This is a genomic window from Streptomyces sp. NPDC107765 (assembly GCF_055657085.1).
In genome coordinates this window covers 32867-45774 of sequence record NZ_JBVKBL010000028.1, presented here as the reverse complement: position 1 = coordinate 45774, position 12908 = coordinate 32867, and the positions used below count along the sequence as shown (strand labels likewise).

Here is a 12908-nt window from a genome sequence, read left to right as displayed (position 1 = left end):
TGCGGCCCGGTGTTTTCTTGCCGCATCACGCCCCGTCGGCTCCGCGGGCACCCCGGAGCGGCTCCGCCTCGCCGGGGACACGCACCTCGTGACCCCGGCGACCCCGGCAGGTGGAGTTTGTCAGGAGCGCAGCGCAGCCTGCGCAGGTTGTGCCGTGCTGCGGGTGCGGCGTGGGGCCGGCACGCCGGCCCCGACTGCATCTTTGCCCTGCCGTACGCGGTCGGCTCAGCCGAAAATATGGATGTTCTCGTCGACCCAGGTGCGCAGGGTCAGCGGCGTTGTGCCAGTGATCTTCTCGACGGAGTCGGAGATCTGCCAGTCCCAGGCGGCCGATTGGCGCTTGAGCTCAAGCAGGGCCTCAAGGCGCGAGCCGCCCCAGCCGAGGCGGTCGAACTCCGCCTGGGCTTCGGCAGTGGTGCGTTCGACGACCTTGACCTCCTGGCCGAGGGCCTCACCGATGATCTCGCTCTGCCGCTGTGGGCTGAGAGCCTCGCTGCCGGTCAGGGTGTAGGCATGGCCTTCGTGGTCGGAGGTGGTGAGGACGTTGGCGGCGACGGACGCGATGTCGCGCGGGTGGATCATGGCGGAGACCGGGTCACCTTCGGTGACGTACATGGTCCGCTCCTTGCTGATGGTGTCGGCATAGCCGTAGAGGTAGACCATGAAGGTGCCGGGACGCAGGATGGTCCACGCCAGGCCGGACTCTTTGATGACCTGCTCGCCGGCTCGGTGGCCGGAAGTGAGCGGGTCGGTGGCGCCGAAGCCGACGCCGCTGGTGGAGAGCTTGACCAGATGCTCGACACCGGCCTTGTGGGCGGCGGCGACGAGTGTGGTCTCCTGAACGGGGCCCTCGGGGCCGTAGCCCGGCGGGACGACGAAGACGCGCTCGATGCCGGCGAGGGCGGCGGGCAGGGTGTCCGGCTTGTCGAAGTCGCCGGCGACGACCTCGACGCCGGCGGGGAAGTTCGCCTTCTGGGGCGAACGGGTCATGGCCCGCACGGGTACGCCTTCGGCGGCTAGCCGGGCGACGAGTTCGCTGCCGACATTGCCGGTGGCGCCAGTAACCAGGATCATGCGTGTTTCTCCTCTGTGATGTGCCGCACGGCGGACGCCGCGCAGGAAGCCACTCGTCGAGTGGTGAGTCAGGAATTGCTGTGAGGGGCCGAGCCGGAGTCGGCACTCTCGTCGGCGGAGGACGTTTCCGGCTCGGCCGGCGCGTGCGCATCGGCGAGCTTGACGTCCCTGAGGAAGAACGAGGCCACGAGTCCGACCAGGACGATGGGAATGACCGCGTAGAAGATGACGCGGAGCGAGTCCGCGTAGACGCCGGCGAGTTCGAGCCGGAGGGGGGCGGGCAGCTTGCCGATGATCTCGGGGGAGAGGGAACCTTCCTTGCCGATGTCGACACCGGACGTGTCGAGGTTGTGGTGGAGTCCGGTGCTGAGTCGGCTGGTCATGATGGCGGCGAAGAAGGAGGCTCCGAGCGCGGTGCCGAGCTGGCGCGTGAGGGTCGCGGTGCCCTGGACGGCGCCGATGTCGTGTGTGCTCGCAGTGTTGCGGGCGGCGAGGCTGAGGGCTTGCGAGTTGAGGCCGCCGGCGGTGCCGAACAGCAGCATGTAGACGACGGCGAGCAGGATGCTGGTGGAGGGTCCTGCCGTGGAGAACAGCGTCGCGGCGAGGGCGAAGACGACCATGCTGAGGGCCGGGAACCAGCGGTACGAGCCGGTGTGGCCGATGACCTTGGTGCTGATGTAGGAGGTCAGTACGACGGCGAGCATCATCGCAGTGAGGACGAAGCCGGATTGCTGGACGTCGAGGGTGAGCACGGTCTGCAGCCACAGCACCAGGTAGTTGACGAGGCCGAGGCCGACGAATCCCGAGATGAAGCCGAGGACGACGACGAGGGTGAAAGTCTTGTCGGTGAACAGCCGGAGAGGGATCACGGGCTCGGTGGCGCGGCGCTGCGAAAGGATGAAGAGCACCACGACGATGGCGGATCCGGCGATGAGGCCGACGATGACCGGGGAGTTCCAGGCGTATGTGATGCCGGCCCAGCCGGTCAGCAGGTTGAGGCCGACGACGGCGAGGACGAGGAGGACCACTCCGACGTAGTCGATGTGAGCCTTGCGGCGGCGGGTGGGCAGGTCGAGCATCGAAGAGACGATCAGCAGGACGACTGTGCCGATGGGCAGGTTGATGAAGAACACCCAGCGCCAGTTGGCGAGTTCGGCGAGGATGCCGCCGAGGGTGGGGCCGGCGAGGGAGGCGGCGCCGAAGGTGAGAGAGAACCAGCCGTAGTAGCGGGCGCCTTCGCGCGGGGAGAACATCTCGCCGATGATCGCGAGCACACAGATGAACAGGCCGCCGCTGCCGATGCCCTGGAGCACGCGGTAGGCGATGAGCTGGCCCATCGTCTGCGCGAGACCGCAGAGGGCGGATCCGAGCAGGAAGACGATGATGGAGGCCATGAAGACGCGCTTGCGTCCGAAGAGGTCGCCAAGCTTTCCGTACACGGGGGCGGCGGCGCTGCCGCCGATGAGGTAACCGGTGGTGACCCAGGCGAACTGGTCGAAACCACCCACATCGCTGATCACGCGGGGCAGCACGGTGGCGACGATCTGGGAGTCCAGCAAGGAAAGGAAGACCGCCACCATCATGGTGAGGACGACCGTGTTGGTCTTGGCTGGCGCGGCCGGTCCCGTGGGGGTGCCGATGGCAGGCTCGGATGAGCGGGAAAGCATGGGGAATCCTTGTAATCGAGGAGCGATGCCACGGCGGAGCATCGCCCGGAGTGGGAGTGCGCATAACGAACTCGGTGAAGAACGCTGCTTGGTTCAGCAGCGGAGATGGGGTGGTCGGATCCTGTGTCCGACTCCGGCCTTCCTCGGCCCTCTCAACCGTCGATCAGTCCTCACGGACTTGTTGATCGCGGTCCTTCGCAAGTCGCTTAGCTTCTCGCCACTCCTCCGTGTCGATTACAGATGCCGAGCACGGTAGCGGAGGGTTCGCGAACCGTGCAACCTTGATCGCGGCGACCCCGGCGTGTCAGGCGACCTGGACGACCTTGCCGGCTGGAGGTGATCGAAGCGTCAGTCGCTGTACATCGCTGGGGCTTGTCACCGAATAACTGTCAGGTTTGATCTGCCTGGTGGTCCTCGTCAGGCAAGCGAACCCGAAGCTGTTCGAGGGTGCGGGCGGGCGATCCAGGAAGTGGTGTGACGGCGACGCGGTGCAGGTCCAGGAGCCGGTGTCCGTCCTGGAACTGGTTTGAGGGGTTGGTGCGAGTGACGCCCAGCGGCTCCGCCAGGAGTGTGCTGGTGATCGCCCTGCGTCGGCGCAACAGTGCCGTCAGGAGGCGGTGGTAGTGGTCCGGGCTGCTGGTCCGCGGGTGGCGGTAGCTGCGCGGACGGTGGAAGCGTCGTTGGAAGGCGGCCTCGGCGAGAGCGTCCCAGTACGGCTCCGAGACTGCTACCCGGCGTTCGAAGTCGGACCGCGGCATGTTGGTCAGAACGCCTTCTGCCCGTAGCGCACTTGGTCGATGGGCCTCTGCGGCAGGCCGTATCAGGCGGGGGCTTCGGATATCCCCGACGCTATCGCGGTGCGATGTCGGCGACCTGCCCCTCGACCAGAGCCTTGATCTCGTCGCGGATGGGTGCCGACCGCATCGAGGCCCTGTCCGGCGGAGTTCGCTGCCCGTCGAGCCGGCGCATGCAACCACAACTGCAACCAGGGAGCAGTGCGTCGTGGTGGGTCATGAGGGAGCCGCAGTTCTGCGGCTCCCCGTTGTGCGGCTTATGGCCCTGGTTGCCCAAGGCGACGTCCCGGGATGCTCGTCCCACGCGGGCCAGCGCGAGATGGGGCACGCGGAGGGCATGCCGACCTCGAAAGGTCTGAAAAAGGAACCGGCCCCCATGCCGCTGAACTGGGGCTTCTGCAGGGAGCGGGTGACGGGAATCGAACCCGCGCTCCGAACTTGGGAATCACGGGGCCCGAAGCGGGCATGTACGGCCTGGCCGGCGGTAATGACTGCTGCTCACCCTGCTGAAGGGTACGGATGGGGCACGGGGCGTCCCCGGGTCTGATCGGGTCGCTCCTCGGCCTTCGGTCTGCCATCGTGCCGTCCTCGGTGTCAGCGCATGAGGCGGCCGTTGCAGCTGCACGGAACCCTTCTCTCGGGAGTCCGTGTCGGGCCATGGCTGCGAGAGGAGGTCTCGCGACTGATAGATATCGCCCCGAGTCTGGCTATACCGGACACTGGGAGTGTGGGGGCCCAGCCCCGCGATCTTCAGTCCGAGGTGCCGAAGACGGGGCCGCAGCCGATTCCCTGGAGGCTGGCCGTCACTCCGTGACGGTGTCCGCGGTCGAGGACAGACCGGTTGCGATGAGGAAGGAATCGGTTCGATCAGGCGAGGCGGGGGTGAAGGAGGGTGTCGGATGTCCGGAGGACCGGCACAGGGCAAGGCCGGCCGGTATCTGCCGATCGCCGAGCACGGCTTGATCGGGAATCTGCGCACGGTGGCGCTGGTGGGCACCGACGGCACCATCGACTGGTACTGCAGTCCCGCCTTCGACTCCCCGAGCGTCTTTGCCGCCATCCTGGACGCGGACCGGGGCGGGGCGTTCGAGCTGGCCGCCACCGTGCCGGCCAGTACCAAGCAGTTCTACTTCCCGGACACCAATGTGCTGATCACCCGGTTCTTCACCGAGGACGGGCTGGGGGAGATCCAGGACTTCATGCCCGTAGCGGACACCGGCGCATCCGACGGCCACCGGTTGATCCGGCGGGTGGTGTGCGTGCGGGGCACGATCCCGTTCCGGGCACGGGTGGCCCCCCGGTTCGGGTACGGCGCCGAGCCGCACACCGTGCGGCTGCTGGACCGGACCGCCCTGTTCGCCTCCGAGGGGCTGTCGCTGGCGCTGACCGCGACCGTGCCACTGGAATGCGACGAAAAGGACGTGTGGACGGAGTTCGGACTCTCTCAGGGCGACTCCGCCGTCTTCGCCCTGGAACGGGTCGGCAGCGAGGCTCCGCCGTGGCGCTGCCCGCAGGCTGAGGCCGAGCAGGAGTTCACCGCCACGGTCGCCTTCTGGCGGCGCTGGCTGCACCAGTCCCGCTACCGGGGCCGATGGCGGGAGATGGTGCACCGCTCCGCCCTCACCCTCAAGCTGCTCACCCACGCCCCCACCGGCGCGATCGTGGCGGCCCCCACCACCAGCCTGCCCGAGCAGATCGGCGGCGGCCGCAACTGGGACTACCGCTACGTATGGGTGCGCGACGCCGCCTTCGCCGTCTACGCCCTGCTCAGGCTCGGCTTCGCCGAGGAGGCCGAGGCGTTCATGAGCTTCCTCACCCGGTACACCGACCGGCGCGGCCAAGGGCCGTCCGGGCCGCTGCAGGTCATGTACGGCATCGACGGACGCGCCGAGTTGCCCGAACGCGAGCTGCCCCACCTGGAGGGATACCGGGGCTCGGGGCCCGTGCGGGTCGGCAACGGTGCCGCCACCCAGCTCCAGCTGGACATCTACGGAGCCCTGCTCGACTCGGTCTACCTGTACGACAAGTGGTGCCGGCCCATCTCCAGCAGCCACTGGCGCGCGGTGTGCGCCCTGGCGGACTGGGTCTGCGAGAACTGGGACCAGCCGGACGAGGGCGTGTGGGAGACCCGTGGCGGGCGTAAGAAATTCCTCTACTCGCGCCTGATGTGCTGGGTGGCCATCGATCGCGCCATCCGCATCGCCCAACGCCGCAGCCTGCCCGCCAAACTCGGCCACTGGGGCCCGGTCCGGGACGCGATCTACTGGCGGATCATGGACAAGGGCTGGTCGCCTGCCCGGCAGGCGTTCGTCCAGTACGACGACGGCGACGTACTCGACGCCGCGGTACTGATGATGCCGCTGACCAAGTTCGTCTCGCCCACCGACCCGGTATGGCTGTCCACCCTCGACGCCCTCGGCGAGGAGCTGGTGTCCGACTCCCTGGTCTGGCGCTACGACCCCGAGGCCAGTCCCGACGGTCTGGAAGGCGACGAAGGCACCTTCTCCATTTGCTCCTTCTGGTACGTGGAGGCCCTCACCCGCGCCGGACGCCTGGACGAAGCGCGCCTGGCCTTCGAGAAGATGCTCACCTACGCCAACCATCTCGGCTTGTACGCCGAGGAGATCAGCCACACCGGAGAACAACTGGGCAACTTTCCCCAGGCATTCACCCACCTCGCGCTCATCAGCGCCGCCTTCAACCTCGACCGTGCCCTGGGCTGACCACCACCTGCTCCGCGCCCGGTACTCACGCCCCGGTACTCACGCCTGGGGGGTGATGACGGCGCGTCCTTGGATCTTGCCGTCGTGCAGGAGCTGGTATGCCTCACCGGCACGTTCCAGGGGGAAGTGCTCGACCAGCATCTTGATCTTTTGCTGCTGGGCAAGGGTGATCACTTCGATGAGTTCGGGGATGAAGCCCCAGTAGGGGGAAGCGACCGAGCATTCGTGCGGGGGACTCGAGAAGTCGACGGGGAGTGCCCCGCCGCCGAGACCGACGATGGCCAGGTGGCCAAGCACCCGGGCCACCTGAGCGGCCATCCGCAGAGTCGGGTCCACGCCGACCATGTCCAGCACGAGCTGAGCGCCCTGCCCCCGCGTCATGTCCTTGATGCGCGTCACCGCCTGTTCGCCCGAGAGCAGCGCCTCGTCAGCACCCATGCGCTTGGCGGTCTCCAGCTTGCCGGCGTCGGTGTCCACGGCGACGACGGTGGTCGCCGCGCTGAGCGCTCGCAGAATCTGGATGGCCATCTGGCCCAGACCACCCGCCCCGATCACCACCGCGGTCGAGCCCGGCCCCAGCAGATGCAGCGACCGCTTGACGGCGTGATAGCTGGTCAGCCCCGCGTCGCTGAGCGGGGCTGCCTCGCGGGGATCGAGGCTGCCCAGCGGGATCAGGAATCGCGACGCCGGGACCAGCAGGTACTCGGCCATTCCGCCGTCGTGGCCGGCCAGGCCCCCGCCCAGACCGGCGGTCTGCTGGCAGTAGTTCTCCCGGCCCTCCCGGCAGTTGGCGCACAGTCCGCAGCCCCAGGGTCCGTAGACGATCACCGGGTCTCCGGGCGCGAAGCCGATGGCGCCCGGTCCCAGCGTCTCCACCCACCCCGCATTCTCATGGCCGAGTGTGAAGGGCAGCCTCGTGTCGTCTCCAGGTGCGGGTGCCTGCATGATGTGCAGATCGGAGTGGCAGGCGCCGGCGCCCCCGACCTTCACCAGGACCTGCCCCGCCCCGGGCTCGGGCACCGGTGCCTCGCGCAGCTCGGGTGGTTGTTGCCACTCGACCAGTTGAAATGCCCTCATGGCGATCCCTTTGCGCGAGCTGGTCAGTCGCGGATGCCGTCGATGTCGAGCAGGAGGTGGCGTGGGCCTCGGAAGATCTGGTTGCGGCGGTACGGCGGCGGATCCTCGACGAGCCGCGGGTTCTCCACGCGGCGGAGGAACTCGCCGAGCGCGATCTGGACCTCGAGCCGCGCGAGCGGCGCGCCGAAGCAGTAGTGGATGCTCTGGCTGAAGCCGACGTGCTGGTTGTCGGGGCGTTCGATCTGTGGCTCGTCGGGGTTCTCGAATCGTTCGGGGTCGCGGTTCGCCGAGCCGTAGGCGATGAAGATGGGCGCGCCCTGCGGAATGGTGGTGCCGGCGATGTCGATGTCCGCGAGCGCTGCCCGGGTGTGCCAGATCTGGACCGACGACTCCAGGCGCAGGAACTCCTCGATCCCGGGCACGAGCAGCTCCGGCTGGTGGCGCAGTTGCTCGTAGACGTGGGGGTGGCGCAGCATGGTGAGAACGCTGTGGGCGATCAGGTTGACCGAGGTCTCGTGCCCGGCGAAGAGCAGCAGCAGGGCATCGCTGATGATCACATCCTGGGGCAAGCGCCCCTCGGGGCCGTCGTCGTTGACCATCGCCGAGAACATGCCCGGGCCGGGCTGCTCGGCGTACTGGTGAAGCAGGTCGGCAAGGAACTGCCGGATCCCGGTCACCGCATCGGGGACGCGCTGCGCCCGGCGCTGCTGCTCGGGGTCGTTCGCCTCCGGGCCGAAATCGAGCCCGTCCAGGGCGGTCTCGATCCAGTCGTGGAAACGCGGTATGGCTTCCAGCGGTATGCCCAGGACCTTGCAGATCATGGTCGCGGGCAGCGGGAAGGCGAACTCGTCGACGAGGTCGATCCGGGTCTTGCCCTTCATCTGGTCCAGCAGCTCGGCGGTGAGGCGGCGGATCTCGGGCTCGAAGTCGGCGACCATGTGGGGGCACTCGGGCGGGCCGAAGTGCCGCGTCATCCGGCGGCGATCCACGTCGTGCTGGGGCGGGTCCACAGTGATGATCGATCCCTCGAAGGGGCGGACGGGCTGGTGCTGCGCGGGGCGTTTCCTCGGATCCGAGGTGACGCGCAGGTCGTGCAGCAACTGGACGACCTCTCGATAGGTGCTGACGACGTACGAGCCGTCCGGCTGGCGCGCCACCGGGGTCTTGCGCAGCTCTTCGTAGAAGGGGTACGGATTGGCGCGGTTGGCGTAGCGGAGCGACTGCTGCCAGGGCGTTTCCTCGGCCATGATGGTGTTCTTCTTCCTGGGTGCGCGGTCCGGTGGGTCGCTTCGTCGCGAAGGGGCGCTTCAGCGTCGGGGCCGGAACACGGCCTTGCGCTCGCTCGGGTCGTGGCCGGTCAGGACGACTTCGGGTATCGCCGTCGGGACGCCCAGTTCCGGGAACTGGGCGGGTATCGGCTTGGCGTCGTCAGGCCGGTCCCAGCCCGGTGGCGGGGGCGGAAACGGACCCGATTCCTCGATCAGCTGCCCGTAGTGCTCCAGCCACTTGCCGTGATTGAAGGTGACGGCGGCGACGATGCGGCCCCGGCGGCCGTAGGCGGCGGCGAAGCGGCGCTCCTCGACCGATCCTTGCGTGAAGATGATCTCGTCGCCGAAGGACGGCACGCCGACGGACTTGATGTTGACGCCGAACTGGCCGGACCAGAAGCCGGGCAGCAACAGGTGCGGGCGGTAGTGGGGCTCGAGGTTCACCATGTTGTGCGCCGCGGCCTGGGCGCCGAGGACGGCGTTGTCCCAGTGCTCCATCGCGAGGAACTGGTACTCGTACAGCACGTGGGGCGCGCGCGCCACATCCCCTGCCACATACACGCTGTCGGTCACCACGCCGTTGATATCGAAGGCCCGGCCACCGGCGTCGCAGCCGACGCCCCAGAATCCGGACGCCAGCCCGGAGCCCTCCAGCCACTCCACATTGCGGATCGACCCCAGCGAGGCCACCACCACGTCGGCGTCAACGGTGGTCCCGTCCGAGAACCGAGCACGCCGCACGTGCCCGTCGGCGTCACCCTCCAGCGACGACACGCCCACCCCGCAGCGCAGGTCCACGCCGTGGTCGCGCTGCATCTCCGCCGCGATCTCGCCGATCACTCCGCCGAGCGCGCCGACCAGCGGCGCCGGGCCCCGCTCGGCGACGGTCACCGCGAGGTCGAGCTCCCGGCAGACAGAGGCCATCTCCGAGCCGATGAACCCGCCACCGATGATCAGGACCCGTGACGGCCGTGCGGCCAGCGCCTGTTGAAGTCGCGCGGCATCATCACACGAGCGCAGCGTGTACACGCCCTCCAGGGCGGCTTCGGCCGGGTTGGGCCACTGGCGCGCGCGGGTGCCAGTGGCGATCAGCACCCGGTCGTACGGGACCTGCTCGCCGTCGTCCAGGCGTACCTGCTTGGTTGCCCGGTCCAGCCCGGTGGCTGCCACCCCCAGCCGCCACTGCGCATCCACTTCTCGCAAGCGGGGCAGCTTGGTGTGGTCGGCCGGCACCCATCCTTTGAGTACCTGCTTGGACAGTGGGGGACGGTCGTAGGGTTCATGTGGCTCGTCCCCGATGATGGTCAGAGGCCCGCTGAAGCCTTCCTCGCGCAAGGCTTCAGCGGCCCGCAGTCCCGCCAGGGAGGCGCCGACGATGACGATCCGGCCGCTGGCCCTGAAGTTGCGCACCACCTCCGCGACCATTGCGGGCACGGTCATGGCGTCCCCCTCCGCTCAGCGCCTTCCAGCCGGTCGATCACGATCGCTTGCACCGGGCAGGCGGCAGCGGCCCGCAGAACCTGCAGGCGCTGCTCGTCATCCGGGTTCGGCTCGTAGGTGAGCGTCTCGTCACCACTCAGCCTGAAGACCTCGTGGGCCAGAAACACGCACTGTGCGTATCCCTGGCAGCGATTCAGGTCCACGACGATCCGCATGGCGGACTCCCTCCGTCCTGTCTCCGGCCCCACAGTGACCATCGACGCGGTCATTCGTCTCCGCCGCAGTCATCAGGACCCTCAGGCCCTTTCGGTCAGGTAACCCGGATGCACAGCCGACCCGTTGCCCCGGCCGGGCAACCCGGCTGAGCGCCCGCGTGTCCGATCTTGTTCGCCCCGGCGGTTCCTTCGCACGACCCTTACAGCCGGTGGGGGTCACAGCCTCAGGGCCGCGGTCCACACACGACGGCCTGGGCGTCAAGGCGATACAGGAGCATCCCTTATAAAACAGATTGTTCGCCTCATACACCGTGATCACAAATCAGCTACTGCCAGGGGAAATATGCCTGATGCCGCATATTCCAGCCCGCAACGGGCGGCGTTCGCGGTCACGGCGGTGCAGCGACCATGACGTGCGTCCGCCCAGGAGAGGCAGGTGCATGGCGAGCGGGATCGTGATCGCGCAGACGATCAGCGACAGCGCGGACCGGGTGATGGCACTGGCCAGGGGCGCGGTCGAGCGACAGCTGGCCGCCGGCGTCCACGTGGTCCCACCTGGTCAGGGGGCTGTTCCGTACTCGTGGGACTTTCGATCGACGAACCCTCCATTTCCGCCGGGCGATACAGAGCCGACGGGGGGACGATGGAGGTGGACTGATCTGACCATGCTGTTCCTGAGAGGAGCAGAGGGAATGACATCTCCCTTCGATTCCTCAGGTGCCGGACCTCCGCGCGGCACCGAGCCACAGGACGCCTCCGGCACCGAAGGCCTGGGTGGCTTGGCCAACATGGCCTGGCAGGCCCTTCTCACCATGGGCCTGGCTGCCATCGCACTGGGTGTCGTGGTCCTTGCCTGGCCAAAGGAGACGCTGCGGGTCGTTGGCGTGCTCTTCGGCGTCTATCTGCTGGTCATCGGTGTCTTCCAGCTGGCCGCCGCCTTCGGCACGCATGTCCCCCGGCATCTTCGGGCGCTGCATTTCCTCGCCGGTGCGCTCTCCGTCCTCCTCGGTCTGATCTGCTTCCGGGGCACGCTGGAGTCGATTCTGCTGCTCGCCCTGTGGATCGGCTTCGGTTGGCTGGTGCGCGGCATCATGGTGACAGCAACGGCTGCCTCCGCTCCCCGGGACATGCCGGCACGAGGCTGGATGCTGTGCTCCGGAATCATCGGCTTGCTGGCGGGCACCGTGCTGATCGTCGCGCCGTTCACCTCGATCGCCGCGCTCACCCTGACGGTGAGCATCATGGCCATAGTCCTCGGGGTGGTTGAGGTATTCCACGCCATAAGGATGCGGGCCGACGTCGGCCGCCTCGCTCCCGGCACTACTGCCGAGCGACGGCCGCTGTTCCACTCCCGGCCGCACCCCCAGCACTGATTTCTTGCGACTGCCGTGCTCCGCTGAGTGCGGCAAAAGTGGGTGTGGTGATGGCTGGAGCTGAGGCGCGTACCCGGGTAGTGGTCGTGATGAATCCACGCTCGGGCGGCGGCAGTCCTGCTCGTTTCGACCTGGCCAACCGGATCGAGGGCATGGGAGCGCGGGTCTGGTCGACCAGTGTCGATGACGACGCGGCGTCACTCGCCAGGCTCGCCGTCCGGGAGGGGGCTGAGGTACTGGGAGTGGCGGGCGGAGATGGAACGATATCGGCTGTGGCCGCGGTGGCCGCCGACACGGATCGGCCGTTGCTGGTGCTCCCGGCAGGCACGCGCAACCACTTCGCCCGGGATCTTGGCCTCGACATCCGCAACCCGGTGTCCTCGCTGAGCGCCCTGATCGATGGCGTGCCCACACGTGTGGATCTCGGCTTGGTAGGCCCGCGCGTCTTCATCAACAACGTCTCTTTCGGCCCCTACGCCGACGCCTTGCTGGAGCCTGGGTACCGGGAGGACAAGGTGCGCGCCCTCGCTTCGGTCACACCCGATTACCTCACGGGAAGGCAATGCGTCGAAGCCGACGTGGACACCCCGCGGGGAGCCGTCCACTTCCCGCAAGTGGTGCTGGTCTCCAACAACCCCTACCACATCGCCACTCCCCGCTACCTGGGGCGTCGCTTCACGCTCACCTCAGGGCTGCTCGGCGCCATCGTGCTGAAGCGTCCGACCGACACCCCACCAGACCTCCTCCGACACCTGCGTAGTGAGCTGCTGCGGCAGCAGCCCGGTCCAGGTACGGCAGGTGATGCAGCGAGCGCCTGGAGGGCGGCCAGCATCACGTTGCGCGGCCGGGGGCGGCAACTGGATGCAGGGATCGATGGCGAAGCCGTCACACTGCCTCTTCCGGTCACGTGCGAAACCTGGCCAGGTGGACTGCAAGTGCTGCTGCCGAGAGACCGACCAGGAATCCCATCGGAGCCGGTGCTCGGGCTCCAGCGAGCACCGCGTGGCCCCTGAGGACAGACGCATCATGTGGAGTGCGTGGTGGTGCTGGAGAAGGCGACTAAGGGCGTCTGATCTGCGGTTTTGCGCGTGCGCCTGATGTGCGGTGTGGGCGTTACGGGCGATATCTTGACGGGATGCTGGAATGACACTCGTGACGCTCGTCCTGACGGTGCGTCAGTCGCTATGCGTCGCTGGTCAGATGGTCTGCTGTCAGTGCGGTGGGACAGGTTGCCGGGAATTTCGTGGCGCCAAGCGGTCTTGGACCACTCGACACTC

Annotated in this window: 11 protein-coding genes; 3 read left to right on the top strand and 8 right to left on the bottom strand. The window is 67.9% G+C overall.

The annotated features are described in order from the left end of the window. Positions 1–225: 225 nt before the first annotated feature. From ACZ7MX_RS38950 to ACZ7MX_RS38935, 4 genes are all read right to left on the bottom strand, one after another. On the bottom strand, positions 226–1074 hold the full coding sequence (locus ACZ7MX_RS38950) for an SDR family oxidoreductase (protein ID WP_472139367.1): 849 nt from the start codon (positions 1072–1074) through the stop codon (positions 226–228). Positions 1075–1142: 68 nt separating this feature from the next. After that, positions 1143–2741 carry an MDR family MFS transporter gene (locus tag ACZ7MX_RS38945; protein WP_472139365.1) on the bottom strand — a complete coding sequence of 533 codons (1599 nt, stop codon included), beginning with the start codon at positions 2739–2741 and terminating at the stop codon, positions 1143–1145. A gap of 389 nt (positions 2742–3130) precedes the next feature. After that, positions 3131–3499 (bottom strand): hypothetical protein, encoded by a 369-nt coding sequence (locus tag ACZ7MX_RS38940; protein ID WP_472139363.1) that lies wholly within the window; start codon positions 3497–3499, stop codon positions 3131–3133. 91 nt (positions 3500–3590) lie between these two features. Continuing rightward, positions 3591–3839 carry a hypothetical protein gene (locus ACZ7MX_RS38935; protein ID WP_472139361.1) on the bottom strand — a complete coding sequence of 83 codons (249 nt, stop codon included), beginning with the start codon at positions 3837–3839 and terminating at the stop codon, positions 3591–3593. A gap of 595 nt (positions 3840–4434) precedes the next feature. On the opposite strand from ACZ7MX_RS38935, the gene ACZ7MX_RS38930 reads away from it, so the two are divergent. Beyond that, positions 4435–6258 carry a glycoside hydrolase family 15 protein gene (locus tag ACZ7MX_RS38930; RefSeq protein ID WP_472139360.1) on the top strand — a complete coding sequence of 608 codons (1824 nt, stop codon included), beginning with the start codon at positions 4435–4437 and terminating at the stop codon, positions 6256–6258. A 39-nt stretch (positions 6259–6297) separates the two neighbouring features. On the opposite strand, the gene ACZ7MX_RS38925 is transcribed toward ACZ7MX_RS38930, so the two are convergent. From ACZ7MX_RS38925 to ACZ7MX_RS38910, 4 genes are read right to left on the bottom strand one after another with little or no spacing between them, the layout of a single operon-like run. Next, positions 6298–7335 carry an NAD(P)-dependent alcohol dehydrogenase gene (locus tag ACZ7MX_RS38925; RefSeq protein ID WP_472139358.1) on the bottom strand — a complete coding sequence of 346 codons (1038 nt, stop codon included), beginning with the start codon at positions 7333–7335 and terminating at the stop codon, positions 6298–6300. Positions 7336–7358: 23 nt separating this feature from the next. Then, positions 7359–8582: a cytochrome P450 gene (locus ACZ7MX_RS38920; protein WP_472139356.1), complete on the bottom strand. Its 1224-nt coding sequence runs from the start codon at positions 8580–8582 to the stop codon at positions 7359–7361. 60 nt (positions 8583–8642) lie between these two features. After that, positions 8643–10043 (bottom strand): NAD(P)/FAD-dependent oxidoreductase, encoded by a 1401-nt coding sequence (locus tag ACZ7MX_RS38915; protein ID WP_472139354.1) that lies wholly within the window; start codon positions 10041–10043, stop codon positions 8643–8645. Further along, the gene (locus ACZ7MX_RS38910; RefSeq protein ID WP_472139352.1) at positions 10040–10258 is read right to left on the bottom strand and encodes a ferredoxin; all 219 of its coding nucleotides are present in this window, start codon (positions 10256–10258) and stop codon (positions 10040–10042) included. The genes ACZ7MX_RS38915 and ACZ7MX_RS38910 overlap by 4 nt, the downstream gene beginning before the upstream one ends. A gap of 692 nt (positions 10259–10950) precedes the next feature. Here ACZ7MX_RS38910 and ACZ7MX_RS38905 point away from each other — a divergent pair. Together ACZ7MX_RS38905 and ACZ7MX_RS38900 are read left to right on the top strand one after the other, a co-directional pair. Continuing rightward, positions 10951–11631, top strand: a complete 681-nt coding sequence (locus ACZ7MX_RS38905; RefSeq protein WP_472139351.1) for an HdeD family acid-resistance protein — start codon at positions 10951–10953, stop codon at positions 11629–11631. A gap of 50 nt (positions 11632–11681) precedes the next feature. Beyond that, complete coding sequence (locus ACZ7MX_RS38900; protein ID WP_472139349.1) at positions 11682–12644, top strand: diacylglycerol/lipid kinase family protein; 963 nt, start codon at positions 11682–11684, stop codon at positions 12642–12644. Positions 12645–12908: the final 264 nt, after the last annotated feature.